This is a genomic window from Pseudomonas sp. stari2 (assembly GCF_040760005.1).
Taxonomy (GTDB): Bacteria; Pseudomonadota; Gammaproteobacteria; order Pseudomonadales; family Pseudomonadaceae; genus Aquipseudomonas.
In genome coordinates this window covers 4,671,980-4,689,350 of the sequence record NZ_CP099760.1, presented here as the reverse complement: position 1 = coordinate 4,689,350, position 17,371 = coordinate 4,671,980, and the positions used below count along the sequence as shown (strand labels likewise).

The following is a 17,371-nucleotide window of genomic DNA, read 5'->3' as shown; positions in this document are numbered from 1 at the left end:
CTCAATGCCGGCGGTGACGTTCACGCCAGGCGCGATACCAGCCGCCACTGAGAAAGAACCGTGGGAAGGTCAGAAACTGCTCGACCAGCAGGCGCGATACCGCGTCCTTGCGATCACTGAACGGCTCGGAGGCTTGCGCCTCCAGGCTGTGGCCGTGGCGCTGCAGACCCAGCGCCGCGACGATCCCGATGACGCCAATCGCCACGCTCGCCAGACTCAGGCTGAACACGCCAGAGACGATCAACAGAAACGCAACGATGAACAGCGGCACGGCGATCAGGTGCAACACCAGATTGGTCGGGTGCTGATGATTGGCCGGGTACGCGCGCCATTGCCACGCGGGAAGGTTGGGGTGACGTTTGCCCATGTTGCTGCTCCTCAATCCATGTTCGATTCATAGTTGAAGAATAGGCCCGGGTGGGCAGGGCGGCGAATCAAGGTTGGCTATTGCAGTGATAGGGACAATGGTCATTCTTGATGTTGTCCCTAGAGCTTCAACTGACCGATTGCCTTGTTCAGCTCACCGGCCAGCGTCGCCAGCTCGTTACTGGTGGTCGCCGAATCCACGGTCTGCTGCACGGTGTTTTCGGTCACATCACGAATGCTCACCACCGCGCGGTTCATCTCTTCGGCCACTTGGCTCTGCTGTTCTGCCGCTACCGCAATCTGCGTATTGCTTTCGCGCATCTGCGCCACCGCCCCGGTGATTTCCGCCAGCGCTTCACCAGCCTCTTGCGCCTGCTGCACGCAGTCGTCGGCCTTGTACGAACTCTCCTGCATGAAGTCCACCGCGTCGCGGGTGCCGGCCTGCAATGCCGACACCATGGTGGTGATTTCATCGGTGGAGGTCTGCACGCGCTTGGCGAGGTTGCGCACCTCGTCGGCGACCACCGCGAACCCGCGACCCATTTCCCCGGCGCGCGCCGCTTCAATGGCGGCATTGAGGGCCAGCAGATTGGTCTGCTCGGCGATGCTGTGGATGACGCTGACCACGCCGTTGATTTTCTGGCTGTCCTCGGCCAGGCGCTGGATCATTTCGGCGGTCTGCTGCACGCCGCTGGACAGGCCGGCAATCGAATGCTGAACGCGTGTGACCACCTGCTGACCGCTGCCGGCCAGGCCGTCGGCAGTCTGCGACAGGTCGCGGGTGGCGCCGGCGTGCTGGGCGATGTGGTAGACGGTGGCGGTCATCTCGTTGATCGCGGTGGCCGCCTGATCGGTTTCGCTCTGTTGGCCGAGCATGCCGTGGCGCACCTCGTTCATGCTCGATGCCAGCCGCGCAGCACCGACGTCCAGTTGCCGAGCAGTGTTGGCCACGGTAGTGACCACACGCTGGTAGCCGGCCTGCATCGCGTTGAACGCATTGGCCATCTGACCGACTTCGTCCTTGCAGGCCAACGGCACCCGCGCCGAAAGATCGCCGGTTTTCTCCACGTGCAGCATCACGTCTTTGAGCGTGTTGAGCTGGCTGAGCAGGAAGCGGATCAGCAACTGTGAAGCACCGAGCATCGCCAGCATCAGGATGAACACCGCCACCGCGTAGTTGGCGAAACGTTCGCTGAACACCTGGCTGAGGCTGGGGGCGTAGGCAATCACGGCGACCTGCTGGCCATCGGCACGGCTGAACACCTCGGCGCCGAGCAGCGGGTTTTCGCCGAACAACGGCAAGTGACTGATCTCGATCCAGCCGTTGCTGTCGGTGATTTCCAGCAGCGGTTGATCGTTGAGGCGCGGCGCTTCACCGCGTTTGAACGTCAGCACCTGATCGCTCTTGGGCAGGGCCTGATCCGCAGGCCAGGCCTTGAGCAATTGCGCCTGGGCCTGTGCCGAGGCCTGCGCGGCATGGCTGCGGGCCTGCTGTTCGAGCTGTACGGCGTACAGCACCAATAACAGGGTGGTGACAAAGGCGACCGCATTGACCGCCCAGAATTTGTATTTCAGCGAGATATTGCTAAGCCAGGCACCCATGGAGGTCTTCTCTGATAGCGGAAACAGTTTTGGCAAGGTGCCAGCATTGTGCCGCTACGCAGGGCTTCGGAACTTGATGTGCATCAACAAGTGATGCATTCGACTGGGCTTAGGGCAGGGCAGGCAAACCGTAGAACGCCCGGGCGCAGGCGGTGGTATGGGCCGCCAGATCTTCCTCGGTCTCGCCTCGATGCAGCGCGACTTCACGCAACACTTCGGTCAGATACGCCGGCTCGTTTCGTCCGTTCTTCGGTTTTGGGCGCAGAGTACGCGGCAGCAGGTAAGGCGCATCGCTTTCCAGCATCAGGCGACCCCGTTTGATCTCTTTCACCAATGGGTGCAAATGGGTGCCACGACGCTCATCGCAAATCCAGCCGGTGATGCCGATATGCAGGTCGAGGTCGAGGTAGCTGAACAGCGCTTTCTGTTCGCCGGTGAAGCAATGCACCACGGCGGCAGGCAATTGATCGCGGAAATCACGGAGAATTTCCAGCAGGCGCTGACTGGCGTCACGCTCGTGGAGGAACACCGGCAATTGCAGTTCCACGGCCATGGTCAGATGTTCTTCGAGGACTTTTTCCTGCTGCGGGCGCGGCGAGAAATCGCGGTTGAAGTCCAGCCCGCACTCACCCACCGCCACTACGTTCGATTCCTTCAGCAGACTGCGCAGACGCCGTGCGCTGTCGGCGTTCCAGTCACTGGCCGAATGCGGGTGAATACCGGCGGTGGCGAACAGTCGCTGCCCGTCCGGATCCAGTTGCTGGCACAGTTCCAGCGCCTGTTCGCTGCCCTCGACGCTGGTGCCGGTCAGCACCAGTTGGCAGACCCCGGCAGCATAGGCGCGGTCGAGTACGGCCTGGTGTTTGTCGGCGAAACCGGGGTTGGTCAGGTTGACGCCGATATCGATGAGTTGCATGGTGCTACCTCGGGCCGAAGGCCGGAAAGCATATCAGAGCAGTAGATTTAAAAGAAAAACCAAGAACTACAACGGCTTATGGCTGTCTGTTGAGGCCGCGAGGCAACACGGGGTGGTGCGGTTGCCATCACTGTGCCAGTCTCTCGCACTTTATCAGCGCTCCAGGCGCTCTGTTTTCGTCGGTGTTTTGCGACCGTTCAGCGGCAAAAACGCCCCGTATTCTTTCCGGAGAGTGGATGATTCGTCCCTCGGTTTTGCTCCTGCTGTGTGGTTCGTTGCTGCTGCCGATGGCGGCGGTCGCGCGCTTGCCCGGGCCGCTGCAAGCCGTGCCGGCCGCCAAGGTCCGCGACCTGACCGAGATCCGCAACAGCCGTGTGTTGCGGGTGCTGGTCAACCAGAGCCGCAACAGCTCTGGCGAAGTCCAGGGCCAGACCATCGGCGTCGAATATCACCGTTTGCGCGCCTTCGAGCAGTACCTCAATGGCCACGCACGCGACGGCCAGGAAATTTCCCTCAAGATCATTCCCAAAGCCAAGGATCAATTGCTCGGCGCGTTACAGCGTGGCGAAGGCGATCTGGTGGCGCCGGGTGAATTGCTCGACCTGCAACCGGGTCATGCGGTCGCCAGCAGCGAGCCGATTGCCAGTAATGTGCCGCTGGTGCTGGTCGGCATCAAGGGGGAGAAGCGCTACACCAAGGTCGAGCAACTCGCCGGCAAGACCCTGGCGCTGCCCACCGGCAGTGCGGCGGGGGAGGCGGTCAGTCAGCTCAACCAGAAACTGGCGCTGCACAAACTGGCGCCGATCAAGATCGAATGGGTCGATCCTACGTTGGCGGTCGAGGACGTGCTGGAAATGGTCCAAGGCGGGATCTTCCACCTGACCATCGTCGAGCAACCAATTGCCGAACGCTGGGGCAAGATCCTGCCCAAACTGCGATTCGACCGGCAGTTGATGATCAGCGAACCGGGCGAGGAATACTGGTTCGTGCGACGCGATGCCTCGATGCTGCGGGCGAGCATCGACCGCTTCCTGACTGGCTACAAGACGCCTTCGAATGAAGACGCAGCGTTTCTGCGGATTTACCGTCGTCTCTATCAAGTTCACTATCCATTGGCCAAAGCTGACCGCCAGCGCCTGGAAAAACTGCGTCCGACCCTGCAAAAGCATGCCGAAGCGCAGAACATGGACTGGCTGAACCTGGCTGCGCTGGCGTTCAAGGAATCGGCGCTGCAACCCAGTGCACGCGGTGGCGGCGGGCCGACCGGGCTGATGCAGATCACGCCGTCCGCCGCGCAGCGGGTCGGCGTCAACAATATCCAGAATCTCGATGCGAATGTGCAGGCAGGGGCCAAGTACCTGGCGATGATCCGCCGCAAGTTCTTCAACAGCCCCAAGCTCAACGAGCGCGAGCGCATGGCGTTCACCCTGGCTGCCTACAACATCGGCCCGGAACGTGTGCAGGGCATGCGCGCCGAGGCGCGGCGCCGTGGGCTGAACCCGAACCAGTGGTTCTTCCAGGTCGAGCGCATCGCCATGGAGCAGGTGGGAATGGGAGCCGTCAGCTATGTTAATAGCGTGAACAAGTATTACTTGGCGTTCGACCGGGAGCGGGAGTCGTTGGAGCCCGCAGGGCAAAAAGTGGTCTCACGCAAATGATCTAATAAATTGATTGTTATAGCGGATTTTTTGCGCTTTTAACATGAAATTAACTGATTAATATAGCGGCCAACCAACAAGCACTTCTGACAACAAGGAAACGCAACATGAGCTCTCTGATCAACAAGGTCCTGTTCACCCGCGCCGGCTACGGTCTGACCATTCTGCGCATTGCCGTCGGCGTGATCTTCGCCGCCCACGGCTCGCAGAAACTCTTTGGCCTGTTCGGTGGCTACGGTCTGGCAGGCACCGCGCAATACATGGAAAGCATCGGTCTGACCCCGGGTTATCTGATGGCCACCCTGGCCGGCGGCACCGAGTTCTTCGCCGGTCTGGCGCTGATCATCGGCCTGCTGGTGCGCCCGGCGGCACTGGGTCTGACCTTCCTGTCGCTGGTGGCCATCTTCACTGTGCATATCAGCAACGGTCTGTTCATGGCCAACAATGGTTACGAGTTCGCCCTGGCTCTGCTCGGTGGCAGCCTCGCGGTGCTGATCGAAGGTGCTGGCAAGCTCTCGGTGGATCGCGCCATCGCCGGTTGAAGGCTCTGGCTCAAGCAAAAGGCCCGCATTGTGCGGGCCTTTTTTGTTGCGGCTGATTCTTGACACTGGCCGGTCACGTTCTCTAGGATGCCGCTCATGCGCCGATTTAAACAGCTACTTGCGGGGCGCCAGGTGACTATTCTCAAGTTGCCGTCAGAAGCCGGAACAGGGCTTCGAAATACCGCTAAAGCGCTGGTTCGGTGTTGCCTCTCACCTGCCATGCAGACTTTTGAGGCAGAGACACGACACGATGAATGCACTTCGCCCTCCAGCACGTCCCGCGCCGATCACGGCACATGTCACCCAGCGCAATCCAAAAATCCTGCTTGGCGGCAAACACCAGCCGACGCTGTTGCGTTATCTCGATGGCTGGCCACGTCGCAGCGGCGGTCCTGCCGCCTTCCTGATCCAGTTTGTTGAAGACGGCGAGTCGCTGGCGCGTTTTGCCGATGACAGTTTCGACCTGGCGGTGATCCAGTCGCCCAGCGCTGAAGACGCCCCGGAAATGATCCGTCAACTGACCCGCGTTGCCCGCCAGGGTCTGATTGCTCGACGCTGAGTGTCAGGGATAGTCGATCGCCACGATGTAAACGAATTGCTCGCCGGTTGGCGTCTGGACCCGTACTTCGGCGTCCAGCGCCTTGCCGATCAATGCTCGTGCCAGCGGCGAGTCGATGCTGATCAGGCCCAGCTTCAGATCCAGCTCGTCCGGGCCGACGATGCGGTAGCGCGACTGCTTGCCGTCTTCATCTTCGATGGTCACCCAGGCGCCAAAGTAGACCTTGTTCGGATCGCTCGGTTTTTCGCTGACGACTTTCAAGGCCTCAAGGCGCTTGGTGAGAAAACGTACACGACTGTCGATCTCGCGCAGCATCTTCTTGCCGTAGGTGTACTCGGCATTCTCCGAACGATCGCCCTGAGCCGCCGCTTCGCTGACCGACTGCGTCACCTGCGGGCGGCGTACGTGCCACAACTCATGGAATTCGGCGCGCATCCGCGCTTCACCTTCGGGGGTGATCAGCGCGGTGCCAGCGGTGCGGGGAGGGCGATAACGGCTCATGGCAACTTCTTGTGATATTGAGGGCTGGAGTCTATCAACCCTCGCGCAGCACTGTCAGCGGGCTCGCATTCAGTGCCCGACGGGTGCCGAACACGCCGGCGCCACCGATCAGGGCCGCGCCGATCAACGGCAGGACCAGCAACCATGGATGCGGATGCCAGGGCAGGTCGAATGCGAAGCGATACAACACCAGACTCACCACTTCCGAACCGATGGCCGCCAGCAACCCGCTGACCGCACCAAGCAGGCCGAACTCGATCCGCCGTGCCTTGACCAGCAACTGCCGTTCCGCCCCCAGCGCACGTAATAGCGCGCCCTGGCGAATGCGTTCATCCAGAGTTGCCTGCAACCCGGAAAACAGCACCGCCATACCGGCCGCCAACACAAACAACAACACGTACTCCACCGCCAGGGTGACCTGAGCGAGGATGCTGCGCAGCTGTTCGAGCAAGGCTTCGACCTGCAGGATGGTCACCGCCGGAAACGCCCGCGACAGCTCGACAATCTGCTGATCGTGGCCGGGGGCCAGATAGAAGCTGGTGAGGTAGGTCGCTGGCAGATCCTTCAAGGTGCCAGGCTGGAAGATCATGAAGAAGTTCGGCTGGAAGTTGTCCCAGTTGATCTCCCGCAGGCTGGTGACCTTCGCTTCGCGATTCACTCCGCCAACGGTGAACACCAGATGATCGCCGAGCTTGAGCTTGAGGCTTTCAGCGACCTTGCCTTCCACTGACACACCGGGCACATCGTCCTGTGGCTGATCTTTCCACCACTCACCGGCGGTGAGCTTGTTGCCTGCTGGCAGGTCGGTGGCCCAGGTCAGGCTCAGGTCGCGCTGGATCGCCCGGTCACCGGCGGAATCCTTGCTGACGATTTGCTGCACCGCTTCGCCGTTGATGCTGATCAGTCGTCCCGGCACCACCGGATACAACGGCGCAGCCTGGGCCGAGACGTTGATGAGGTGATCGGTGAAGGCCTGTTTGTCCGCAGGCAGGATGTTCAGGGCGAAATAGTTGGGGGCGTTTTTCGGCAGCTGGTTTTGCCAGGTGTCGAGCAATTCGCCGCGCAGCAGCGCAATCAAAGCCATGGACAGCAAGATCAGACCGAATGCCAGCGACTGTCCGGCCGCTGCCAACGGATGACGCAGCAACTGACCGAGGCCGAGACGCCATGGCAACGAAGCACGAGCCAATAGGCGACGCAGACTGTTGAGCAGCAACAACAGCAACCCACCCAGCACGAGCGCGGCGACCACACCACCGCCGAGCAGGGCAAAGGTCAACAGCAGATCCAGGCTCAGACGCCACATGATCAGCCCGAGCGCACCGAGTGCCGCGCCGTAGACCATCCAGGTGCTCGACGGAATCGGCAGCATGTCCCGACGCAATACCCGCAGTGGCGGTACGCGACCCAATGCGGCCAGTGGCGGCAGGGCGAAACCGGCCAGCGCCACCAGCCCGGTGCCGATCCCGGCCAATGCGGGCAGCAAGCCACCCGGCGGTACATCGGCCGGCAGCAGATCATGCAGCAGCGCAAACAATCCCAACTGAGCAAGCCAGCCGAGCAGGGCGCCGCTGAGGCTGGCGAACAGGCCAAGCACTGCCAGTTGCAGGCTGAACAGCACCATGGCTTCCCGGCGAGACAAACCGAGGCAACGCAACAGCGCACTGGCATCGAAACGGCGGCTGGCGAAGCGATTTGCCGACAACGCCACGGCCACGCCTGCCAGCAGCACGGCGACCAGACTGGCCATGTTCAGATAACGCTCGGCCTTGCCCAGTGCGCCGCCAATCTGCCGGTTGCCGTCGCGGGCATCCTGAATTCGCTGGTTGGCGGCAAGCCCCGGTTTGATCAGTTGGCGATAGGTTTCCAGCGCATTGGGTTCGCCGCGCCACAATTCGCGGTAGCTCACCCGGCTACCGGGCTGGACCACGCCAGTCGCGGCGAGGTCCTCGAGGTTGATCAGTACCCGTGGCGTCAGGCTGTAAAAGTTGCCGGCACGATCCGGTTCGTAAGTCAGCACCCTTGTGAGCTTCAACGTCTTCATGCCGACGTCGATGCTGTCGCCGATCTTAAGGTCCAGCGCTGTGAGCAGACGCGATTCGACCCAGGCTTCTCCCGGCTGTGGTTCGCCGCCTGATTCTTCGGCAGCGAACGGCGCTGGTGCACTTTTCAGCTCACCACGCAACGGATAGGCGCGGTCGACGGCCTTGATGCTCGACAACTGAATGCCGTTGTCGGTGGCGATGACGCTGGAGAATTCAACGATCTGCGCATGGTCGAGGCGTAGCTCGGTGCCACTCTTGATTTGCTCGGTTCGGGCGGGAGAGCTGCCTTCGAGCACCAGGTCCGCGCCAAGAAACTCGGTGGCGCGCAAGGTCATGGCACCATTCAGGCGAGCCCCGAAGTAGCCGATGGCGGTACTCGCCGCCACGGCCACCAGTAAGGCAAAGAACAGCACCCGCAACTCCCCGGCACGGGCATCGCGCATAAGTTGGCGCAGGGCAAGGCTGAACAGGCGCAACAGCGGCAGACGTGCCATCAAGGCTCCAGAGGGGCGACCAACAGGCCGGCTTCAAGTCGGATCAGGCGCCTGCAGCGATGGGCCAGGCGTTCATCGTGGGTCACCAGCACCAGGGTGGTGCCGCGTTCCTTGTTCAGTTCGAACAGCAAATCGCTGATGCGCTCGCCGGTGTGGCTGTCGAGGTTGCCGGTGGGTTCGTCGGCAAACAGCACGTCAGGTTCGGCGGCGAAGGCCCGGGCAATGGCGACACGCTGCTGCTCGCCACCGGAGAGCTGGCGCGGCGAGTGCGTCAGGCGCTGACCGAGGCCAACCCGTTGCAGCAATTCCGTGGCGCGACCGCGGGCATCTTTGCGGCCATCGAGCTCCAGCGGCAGCATGACGTTTTCCAGGGCGTTGAGACTGTCGAGCAACTGGAACGACTGAAACACGAAACCCACATGTTCGGCACGGATGCGCGCGCGCTGGTCTTCGTCGAGATTGCTCAGGGACTGGTCCGCGAGAATGACTTCGCCGCTGCTTGGCAGGTCAAGGCCGGCGAGCAGGCCGAGCAGGGTGGATTTGCCGGAGCCAGACGCGCCGACGATGGCCAGGCTGTCGCCCTTGTTCAGTTCCAGGCTGAGTTCGTGCAGGATGGTCAGTTCACCTTCCGCGCTGGGAACCACTTTGCTAAGGTTCTTCGCGGTGAGAATGCTTGCGCCCATGGAGAATCCGATGCGTGTGTGGTTTTTGAGTGCTGGCCTGGCCTTGATGTGCATGGCCCAGAACGCAGCGGCGGGTACAGTCCTGATCGTTGGCGATAGTATCAGCGCCGGTTTCGGACTGGATACCCGGTTGGGGTGGGTGTCGTTGCTCGAGCAGCGGCTCAAGTCCGAAGGTTTTGACGATAAAGTGGTCAACGCCTCCATCAGCGGTGACACCAGTGCCGGAGGCCAGGCGCGGCTGCCGGCGCTGCTTGCAGAGCATAAGCCGGAGCTGGTGATCCTCGAGTTGGGCGGCAACGATGGCCTGCGCGGAATGCCGCCCACGCAATTGCAACAAAATCTTGCTTCGATGATCGACAGCTCCCGTCAAAGCGGTGCCAGGGTGCTGCTGCTTGGCATGCAACTGCCGCCCAATTACGGCAAGCGCTACACCGATGCCTTTGCACAGGTCTACGGCAAGCTGGCCGAGGAGAAAAAGATTCCGCTGGTGCCGTTTTTCCTCGAGGGCGTGGGTGGGCACCCGGACTTGATGCAGTCCGACGGTCTGCACCCGGCAGCCGGGGCTCAGGGCAAGTTGCTGGAAAATGTCTGGCCGACGCTAAAACCGCTGTTATGAGGCTTTTCTAGCGGCAGGCTTTCGGCTAATGTGGCGCCCCCTTATTTGGAGCCCCCGATGCCGCGTCCTGCCTGGTCCCTGTTTGCCTACCAACTGATCGAGCCTGACGAACAGCTGGATCTGTTCGCCTGCCAGGAAGTGCGGGTGCATCTGGTGACCCGTCAGTTGGAGCTCGGTGGCTCGGCCGACCGAACCCTGTGCGGCAGCCTGTTGCCGGCGCAACCGCGCTGGTCGAGCGTGGATCGTCGAGTGTTTCAGGATCAGCGTCTGTGTTCGCTGTGCCGGGCCATTCTCGAATCGCAGAAGCGTGGAACCTCACCGATCTGGCCTGAGCTACGTTTCGAGCTTTAAGCGCAAACATCTTCCGAACAGAGCCCGAGCTGGCGGTGGCTTCAATTATGAAGAGTTCTGCCTGCCCATCGGCGTATCTCCCCGAATCCCCGAGGCGCGGTGTACAATTGCGTTCTTATCACCCTTGTCGATCTTGCGAAGGATTCTCCGGATGTTGCCGCGTTTTCCTGCCGTCACCCGCTGCCTGTCTCTTGCCGCCCTGTGTGTGGCCGGTCCCGTTGCCGCACTGGAGTTTCCCCTGCCACCACCTGGTGAAGACATCATCGGCCAGGTGCAGGTGATCAAGGCCAAGTACGAAGACACCTTTGCCGATCTGGGCACCACCTACGATCTGGGCTATTCGGAAATGGTCGCGGCCAACCCGGGCGTCGATGCCTGGCTGCCGGGCGCCGGCACCGAAGTGGTCCTGCCGACCCGCTTCATCCTGCCGCCAGGCCCGCGTGAAGGCATCGTGATCAACCTCGCCGAGTACCGCCTCTACTACTATCCGAAAGGCCGGAACGTGGTGTACACCTTCCCGCTGGGTATCGGTCGCGAAGGCTGGGGCTCGCCGATCGCCCACACCACGATCACCGCCAAGACGCCAAACCCGACCTGGACACCGCCAGCCTCGATCAAGGCCGAACACGCCGCCGATGGCGATCCGCTGCCGAACGTAGTGCCAGCCGGTCCGGACAACCCGCTGGGCCCGTTCAAGTTCACCTTGGGCACCCCGGGCTACCTGATCCACGGTTCGAACAAGAAGTTCGGTATCGGCATGCGCACCAGCCACGGCTGCTTCCGCATGTTCAACAACAATGTGCTGGAAATGGCCAGCATGGTACCGGTGGGCACGTCGGTACGAATCCTCAACGATGCGTACAAGTTCGGTCGCAGTGGCGGCAAGATCTACCTGGAAGCGCACACGCCGATCGACGACAAGGGCAACCCGTCGGTGGTCGACAAGCACACCGCCGTGATTAACGCGATGCTCAAGCGTGAAGACATCACCAACAATCTGCGCATGAACTGGGATGTGGTGCGTGATGTGGTGGCGGCCGAAGATGGCCTGCCAACCGAAATCGGCACACCGAACACCTCGGCGCCGATCGTCTCCAGCGCACCGATCGATTTGCAGCAGTAAGCCGATAAAAAGAACCCGCCGATGTCTTCGCATCGGCGGGTTTTTTATTGCATGAAGAAAATTTCAGGCAAAAAAAAGCCGACCCGAAAAACGGGTCGGCTTGATAACAATCCCGAAGGACTATTACTTGCGGCTAGCTTTTTCCAGCATGCGCAGAGCACGCTCGTTAGCTTCGTCAGCAGTCTGTTGTGCTTTTTGAGCAGCAGCCAGAGCTTCATCAGCTTTACGGTAAGCTTCGTCTGCACGAGCCTGGGAGCGAGCAGCTGCGTCTTCAGTAGCGGTCAGACGTGCTTCGGTTTCTTTCGATGCGCTGCTGCAACCGGTAGCCAGAACTGCGGCCAGAGCCAGAGCAGAGAATTTCAGAACGTTGTTCATCGTGTTCCCCTTCAAGGACTTTCAATTAAGTGGCTGTCTCCTCCGATTGAGGAAATAGCCGGCGTACATACTACCCATTACTTGTAGTAAGTAAACTGACGTAAGGCAAGAAGCAAAAAAAATTGTAGGCGTTGATTCTTTTTCGAGCAACTTTTAACTGGATTGTATAAAAAATATTCAGCTGCAAGGCCCGAGCTGAGCGAGTTAATGAGAAAAAGTTCCCGTCGTCCAGTGCTGTTTTGCAGGTAGTGGCTAGAGTCTGTCTATATGGATTCGTCCACACTTTTGTTGCGATTTTGTGCAGCGTCTCACCTATCTTTGTCCATGTTCAGGTGACTTTAAAAAAACGGGCACGTCTTAAGTCTCAACATCCGGCGATGTTCAGCCTTTCGGTTCGGGACGAGCGTCTCCCGAGCCGAACCTGAGTCCACCGGAACTGCCCCATCAATCAGCATGATGACGAGCGTGCCTTGAGCATTTTCGTCATTGGTGCCTACTATTTGATACGTGCTCGGGTTGCACGAGAACGGTGCAGTTCTTCTCGGTGTCCATCAGGCACAGGGTGGCGTAGATGTTCCTTCGCCGGGAAAACATCGGTAAGGTAGGGGTCGAATCAAAGACCCGCGAGGAGTAGTGATGAGCGAGGCGTTGTCCATCCACCATGACCAGGCTGGTCATCAGTTCGAGACCAATGTGGACGGTCATCGTGCCTACCTGACCTATATGGATCTGGGGAAACAGACCCTGGATATCTACCGCACCTTCGTGCCCAACGCATTGCGTGGCCGAGGTATCGCGGCAGCTCTGACCGAGCGGGCGCTGCAGTACGCCGATGAAATGGGCTACACGGTCATCCCGTCGTGCTCCTACGTGGAGCGCTACATGGAGCGTCATCAGCGGCGCACCGCCAAGATCTGACTGACCTCACACCACACACACAAAAACGCCGGGCAATCCCCGGCGTTTTTTTATGCCTGCGAAACGGCTGTCAGCCGCGCTGACGTTTCGGCAGTACATCCTTGAGCTTGGCGTGCATGCTGCGAAGGGTGTTTTCGGTGGCCGACCAGTCGATGCAGGCATCGGTGATCGAGACGCCGTATTGCAGGTCGGCGAGGTCTTTCGGAATCGCCTGGCAACCCCAGTTCAGGTGGCTCTCGACCATCAGACCGATGATCGACTGGTTGCCTTCGAGGATCTGGTTGGCGACGTTCTCCATCACCAGTGGTTGCAGGGCCGGATCCTTGTTGGAGTTGGCGTGGCTGCAATCGACCATGATGTTCGGCTTGATCTTCGCCTTGTTCAGCGCCTGTTCGCACAGGGCGACGCTGACCGAATCGTAGTTCGGCTTGCCATTGCCGCCGCGCAGTACCACATGACCGTAGGCGTTGCCCTTGGTGGTGACGATCGACACGCCACCTTCCTGGTTGATGCCCAGGAAACGGTGCGGGCTGGAAACCGACTGCAAGGCGTTGATTGCCACAGTCAGGCCGCCGTCGGTGCCGTTCTTGAAACCGACCGCCGAGGACAGGCCGGAAGCCATTTCGCGGTGGGTCTGGGATTCGGTGGTCCGTGCGCCGATGGCCGACCAACTGATCAGGTCCTGCAGATACTGCGGGGAAATCGGGTCGAGGGCTTCGGTGGCGGTTGGCAGGCCTTTCTCGGCCAGGTCCAGCAGCAACTGGCGACCGATGTGCAGACCGTCCTGGATCTTGAACGAGTCATCCAGGTACGGGTCGTTGATCAGGCCTTTCCAGCCGACAGTGGTCCGCGGTTTTTCGAAGTACACGCGCATGACCAGATACAAGGTGTCCGACACTTCCGCCGCCAGCACTTTCAGGCGATCGGCGTATTCGTGGGCAGCCTTGATGTCGTGGATCGAGCAGGGCCCGATGACCACGAACAAACGGTGGTCGGTGCCATCGAGAATGTTGCGGATGACTTCGCGACCCTTGGTGACGGTGCGCAGGGCAGCGTCGCTCAGAGGGATATCACGCTTGAGCTGATCGGGAGTGATCAGGGTCTCGTTGGAGGCGACGTTCAGGTCGTTGATCGGTAAATCAGCCATCGTTTACTCGTCAGGTCACGGGTGCCGGCCGCCAGCGATCCCCGCGCGGCGGAGCACAGCAGATTTAAGCGCGTCGGGGAGCGGAACCTTATCGCGTTAGACGCCTGCTAGACAATGGGCAAGTCACTGTTCAGTCCAGCTCTGGTTACGCAAATGCCTTGCGAACGCTGTCGTGGGAGAACTCTTCGGCGTGCTGCTCGACCCATTGCAGCGCTCGCGCCTGGATATCCTGCAGGTCATCGTGGGCATCATTGATCCGGCAATAACGCTCGATCTGACACACCTGCTCACCCATTCGCGCGCTGAACAGTGTCTGCTCATCGGTGAACGCAATGCCCACCAGATAGCCTTTTTTACGGCGCAGGCACCAGGCTACATAGCCCGGATAGGCGAAGTCGGCATTGAGTGTGGGCATGCGCACTTGCAGCGCGGTGCCATGGCGCCAGGCACGGTGGTAATTGCAAGCGATGCCGCCGAGGCTGATAGTGTGCAGCTGTTGCCGCGAAATACACTCAGGTTTGAGCAACGTTAATTCGACGGGCACATCATCCGGATGAGGAATAAACCGTCCCATGAGCACAGACTCCCTGTGTCGGCCATCTGACATTGTTTCCCCCAGTATAGTGTTCGAATCTGAACTGACCGATTTCGACGCCGACCAACGGCTGCTGGCGATGAGCGGCGTTTCGCTGGTGATCTTCACCAGTGCCGGCTGCACCCGTTGCCGTTATGCCCGCGAGGTGTTGCCGGGGCTGAATCTGGCAGTCGATCGCGTGTGCTGGATCGACGCTGGCAACAACGGCGGGCTGGTCGAGCGTTATCAGGTCTTTCATTTGCCGGCGTTGTTTGTGGTGCGCGACGGCGAGTTCTTTGGGGCAGTACATACGCGCTTGAACGCCACGGAGCTGAACGCAGCCGTGGCCCAGGTGCTGGGTCGAATTGCAGAGGAGTTGCCGTGATGGGAGCAGTGAATAAACCGGTCGTGGGGATTATCGGCACCGGCGCTATCGGAGGGTTCTACGGCTTGATGCTGGCCCGGGCCGGGTTCGATGTGCATTTTCTGCTTCGCAGCGAGTTTTCCGCCGTCGCCGAGCGTGGTTTGCAGGTGGACAGTGCGGTTCACGGCACGCTGACGCTGAATCCGGTGCAGGCTTATTCATCGGCAGAAGACATGCCGCCCTGTGACTGGTTGCTGGTCGGCGCCAAGACCACCAGCAATGCCGGGCTGGCGCCGTCGATCATTCAGGCGGCGAAACCCGACGCGAAAGTGCTGGTGCTGCAGAACGGCCTGGACGTCGAAGACGGTTTGCGGGCGTTGCTGCCCGATTCGCTGCACTTGCTGGGTGGCTTGTGCCTGATCTGCGTTCACCGGGAAGGCCCGGGCCATATCACCCACCAAGCGCTGGGGGCAGTCAACGTCGGTTATCACAGTGGCCCGGCAGCCGATGATGCGGCGCGCATGGCGATCGTCGAGGAGGGCGTCGGTCTGTTCCGCACTGCGGGCATCGATTCACAGGCAATGCCGAACCTGCATCAGGCGCGTTGGCAGAAACTGGTCTGGAACATTCCCTACAACGGTCTATCGGTGCTGCTCGGCGCGAGCACCACGCCGCTGATGGCCGATGCCGACAGCCGCATTCTGATTCAGGCGTTGATGGCCGAAGTGGTGCAGGGCGCCAAGGCCTGCGGTCATGACATGCCGCCCGGTTATGCCGGGTACCTGTTCATGATGACCGAGAAAATGCCCGACTATTGGCCGAGCATGTACCACGATTTTCTGCACAAGCGACCGCTGGAGCTGGATGCCATCTACGCTCGACCCTTGGCGGCGGCAAAAGCGGCAGGTTGCGAGCTGCCGCGCATCGAAGCGTTGTACCGCAGTTTGCGTTTCATCGACCGGCGTAACACCTGAGTCGGTTTCTTGAGGGGATTTGGGGGGAAGGCATGGCCAAGAACATCGATGACAAACTGGTGCTGGCGATTTCGTCCCGTGCCCTGTTCGACCTGAGCGAGAGTCACAAGGTATATCTGTCGAGCGGTGTCGAAGCCTATCGGCAATATCAGATCGAGCACGAAGACGAAATCCTCGCGCCGGGCGATGCCTTTCCGCTGGTGGAAAAACTGCTCAACCTCAACAGCCGCCTCGGCCGTGCCCGGGTCGAGGTGATTCTGGTGTCGCGCAACAGTGCCGACACCGGCCTGCGGGTGTTCAACTCAATTGACCATTATGGTCTGGCGATTTCCCGCGCAGCGTTCGTCGGCGGGCGCAGTCCTTATCCTTATCTGAAGGCGTTCGGTTGCGACCTGTTTCTTTCCACCCACGCCGAAGACGTGCGCTCGGCGCTGGACAACGGCTTTGCGGCGGCGACCATCCTTTCCGGTGGCGCCAGCCGTGCGGCCAGCGATGAATTGCGCATTGCCTTCGACGGCGACGCGGTGCTGTTTTCCGACGAGTCGGAGCGGGTTTATCAGTCCGGAGGCCTCGAAGCCTTTCAGGCCAAGGAGCGCGAATCCGCTCGCGAGCCATTGCGTGGCGGGCCGTTCAAGGGCTTCCTCGCAGCGCTCAATCTATTGCAGCGTGAGTTCCCGGACGATAACTGCCCGATCCGCACCGCACTGGTCACCGCGCGTTCGGCACCGGCTCACGAGCGGGTAATCCGTACCTTGCGTGAGTGGGACATCCGTCTGGACGAGTCGCTGTTTCTGGGCGGACTGACCAAATCGGCGTTCCTCGAAGCGTTCGCTGCGGACGTGTTTTTCGACGATCAGGCCGGTCACTGCGAGCTGGCCCGGGAGGTGGTTGCCACCGGCCATGTCCCCCACGGCATCAGCAACGAACCGGCGGTCTAAAGCCCTCGTGGTTCAAGACGTTGCGTCGCACGTCGTACTCGCCAAGGCACTGCTAAGCTGAATCAAATCTCCGCCATGTTGGCTTGCGAGGAGGTCATATGATTCGTTCGATGCTGTATGCCACTGACCTCGGTCTGTACGCACCGTTAGTGATGCAGCATGCCCTGGCGATGGCGCGAATCTTCAATGCCGACTTGTATGTGGTGCACGCGGTGGAGCCCATGGGGCTGTTTGCCGAGTCTGTGTTGCAGAGCTATCTCGACGAGCAGGCGTTGAACGAATTTCACAGTCAGGGTCTGAAAACTGTCATCGCCAATATCGAGCAGCGGGTGCTGGATAGTTTTCGCGAGGAACTGGGGGACGAAGGCGAACAGGATCTGCTGCGGATTCGTGCGGTGCGTGTGCTGCAGGGCGATCCGTCTCAGGTGATTCTCGACCAGGTACAGAAACTCTCCGTCGATTTGCTGATCGTAGGAAGTCACAGCCACGGGGTTGGGGCGGAAACACCGTTGGGGCGCACGGCGACTCGCTTGCTGCAGTTGTCCAAGGTGCCGGTTTACATGGTGCCGCTGGTGGAGCGTCGGCGTCGGGAGGATCGCTGAGGCGGGAATAATGGCGTTTTGAT

The 17,371-nt window shown here is 60.5% G+C and carries 20 protein-coding genes; 11 read left to right on the top strand and 9 right to left on the bottom strand.

The features are described from left to right. Nucleotide 1: 1 nt before the first annotated feature. The 3 genes from NH234_RS21375 to NH234_RS21365 all read right to left on the bottom strand — a co-directional run bounded on the left by NH234_RS21375 (nt 2) and on the right by NH234_RS21365 (nt 2,884). Nucleotides 2-367: an Mpo1-like protein gene (locus tag NH234_RS21375; RefSeq protein ID WP_085730565.1), complete on the bottom strand. Its 366-nt coding sequence runs from the start codon at nt 365-367 to the stop codon at nt 2-4. Nucleotides 368-486: 119 nt separating this feature from the next. Continuing rightward, nucleotides 487-1,968 carry a methyl-accepting chemotaxis protein gene (locus NH234_RS21370; protein ID WP_367254241.1) on the bottom strand — a complete coding sequence of 494 codons (1,482 nt, stop codon included), beginning with the start codon at nt 1,966-1,968 and terminating at the stop codon, nt 487-489. A gap of 109 nt (nt 1,969-2,077) precedes the next feature. After that, the gene (locus NH234_RS21365; protein ID WP_367254240.1) at nt 2,078-2,884 is read right to left on the bottom strand and encodes a TatD family hydrolase; all 807 of its coding nucleotides are present in this window, start codon (nt 2,882-2,884) and stop codon (nt 2,078-2,080) included. 236 nt (nt 2,885-3,120) lie between these two features. Here NH234_RS21365 and NH234_RS21360 point away from each other — a divergent pair, with 236 nt between their 5' ends. From NH234_RS21360 to NH234_RS21350, 3 genes are all read left to right on the top strand, one after another. Then, nucleotides 3,121-4,542, top strand: a complete 1,422-nt coding sequence (locus tag NH234_RS21360) for a transglycosylase SLT domain-containing protein (protein ID WP_367254238.1) — start codon at nt 3,121-3,123, stop codon at nt 4,540-4,542. Between the two features lie 107 nt (nt 4,543-4,649). Beyond that, nucleotides 4,650-5,084: a DoxX family protein gene (locus NH234_RS21355; protein ID WP_007950955.1), complete on the top strand. Its 435-nt coding sequence runs from the start codon at nt 4,650-4,652 to the stop codon at nt 5,082-5,084. Nucleotides 5,085-5,334: 250 nt separating this feature from the next. Next, on the top strand, nt 5,335-5,643 hold the full coding sequence (locus NH234_RS21350) for a hypothetical protein (protein WP_085730569.1): 309 nt from the start codon (nt 5,335-5,337) through the stop codon (nt 5,641-5,643). A 3-nt stretch (nt 5,644-5,646) separates the two neighbouring features. Here the strand turns inward: NH234_RS21350 and greB are convergent, their stop codons facing one another. The 3 genes from greB to NH234_RS21335 are packed head-to-tail and all read right to left on the bottom strand — an operon-like array spanning nt 5,647 to nt 9,366. Next, nucleotides 5,647-6,144 (bottom strand): transcription elongation factor GreB, encoded by a 498-nt coding sequence (gene greB, locus NH234_RS21345; protein ID WP_003226818.1) that lies wholly within the window; start codon nt 6,142-6,144, stop codon nt 5,647-5,649. Nucleotides 6,145-6,178: 34 nt separating this feature from the next. After that, nucleotides 6,179-8,683, bottom strand: a complete 2,505-nt coding sequence (locus tag NH234_RS21340; RefSeq protein WP_085730570.1) for an ABC transporter permease — start codon at nt 8,681-8,683, stop codon at nt 6,179-6,181. Further along, nucleotides 8,683-9,366: an ABC transporter ATP-binding protein gene (locus tag NH234_RS21335; protein ID WP_367254236.1), complete on the bottom strand. Its 684-nt coding sequence runs from the start codon at nt 9,364-9,366 to the stop codon at nt 8,683-8,685. The genes NH234_RS21340 and NH234_RS21335 overlap by 1 nt, the downstream gene beginning before the upstream one ends. A 10-nt stretch (nt 9,367-9,376) precedes the next feature. Between NH234_RS21335 and NH234_RS21330 the strand changes: the two genes are divergently transcribed. From NH234_RS21330 to NH234_RS21320, 3 genes are all read left to right on the top strand, one after another. Then, nucleotides 9,377-9,982 carry an arylesterase gene (locus NH234_RS21330; protein WP_367254233.1) on the top strand — a complete coding sequence of 202 codons (606 nt, stop codon included), beginning with the start codon at nt 9,377-9,379 and terminating at the stop codon, nt 9,980-9,982. A 57-nt stretch (nt 9,983-10,039) separates the two neighbouring features. Then, nucleotides 10,040-10,333, top strand: a complete 294-nt coding sequence (locus tag NH234_RS21325) for a hypothetical protein (protein ID WP_003226812.1) — start codon at nt 10,040-10,042, stop codon at nt 10,331-10,333. A gap of 151 nt (nt 10,334-10,484) precedes the next feature. Beyond that, nucleotides 10,485-11,456, top strand: a complete 972-nt coding sequence (locus NH234_RS21320) for a L,D-transpeptidase family protein (RefSeq protein WP_085710772.1) — start codon at nt 10,485-10,487, stop codon at nt 11,454-11,456. Nucleotides 11,457-11,579: 123 nt separating this feature from the next. Here NH234_RS21320 and oprI read toward each other — a convergent pair whose 3' ends face one another. Continuing rightward, entirely contained in the window at nt 11,580-11,831 is a 252-nt protein-coding gene (oprI, locus tag NH234_RS21315) for an outer membrane lipoprotei OprI (protein WP_003183784.1), read from the bottom strand. 636 nt (nt 11,832-12,467) lie between these two features. On the opposite strand from oprI, the gene NH234_RS21310 reads away from it, so the two are divergent. Next, nucleotides 12,468-12,749: a GNAT family N-acetyltransferase gene (locus NH234_RS21310; protein WP_007955658.1), complete on the top strand. Its 282-nt coding sequence runs from the start codon at nt 12,468-12,470 to the stop codon at nt 12,747-12,749. Nucleotides 12,750-12,819: 70 nt separating this feature from the next. Here the strand turns inward: NH234_RS21310 and NH234_RS21305 are convergent, their stop codons facing one another. Then, nucleotides 12,820-13,896, bottom strand: a complete 1,077-nt coding sequence (locus NH234_RS21305) for a 3-deoxy-7-phosphoheptulonate synthase (RefSeq protein WP_011335309.1) — start codon at nt 13,894-13,896, stop codon at nt 12,820-12,822. A gap of 145 nt (nt 13,897-14,041) precedes the next feature. Next, nucleotides 14,042-14,470, bottom strand: coding sequence for a PilZ domain-containing protein (locus NH234_RS21300; RefSeq protein WP_085730573.1), 429 nt, complete (start codon nt 14,468-14,470; stop codon nt 14,042-14,044). On the opposite strand from NH234_RS21300, the gene NH234_RS21295 reads away from it, so the two are divergent. The 4 genes from NH234_RS21295 (at nt 14,469) to NH234_RS21280 (ending at nt 17,348) form a co-directional block, all read left to right on the top strand. Further along, a complete protein-coding gene (locus NH234_RS21295) occupies nt 14,469-14,855 on the top strand; it encodes a co-chaperone YbbN (protein ID WP_085730574.1) in 387 nt (128 codons plus the stop codon). The genes NH234_RS21300 and NH234_RS21295 overlap by 2 nt on opposite strands. Beyond that, a complete protein-coding gene (locus NH234_RS21290; RefSeq protein ID WP_170929620.1) occupies nt 14,852-15,808 on the top strand; it encodes a putative 2-dehydropantoate 2-reductase in 957 nt (318 codons plus the stop codon). Before NH234_RS21295 ends, NH234_RS21290 begins: the two co-directional genes overlap by 4 nt. Before the next feature lie 32 nt (nt 15,809-15,840). Next, nucleotides 15,841-16,746, top strand: coding sequence for a 5'-nucleotidase (locus tag NH234_RS21285; RefSeq protein WP_085730576.1), 906 nt, complete (start codon nt 15,841-15,843; stop codon nt 16,744-16,746). Nucleotides 16,747-16,844: 98 nt separating this feature from the next. Beyond that, nucleotides 16,845-17,348 (top strand): universal stress protein, encoded by a 504-nt coding sequence (locus NH234_RS21280; RefSeq protein WP_085730577.1) that lies wholly within the window; start codon nt 16,845-16,847, stop codon nt 17,346-17,348. Nucleotides 17,349-17,371 lie beyond the last annotated feature (23 nt).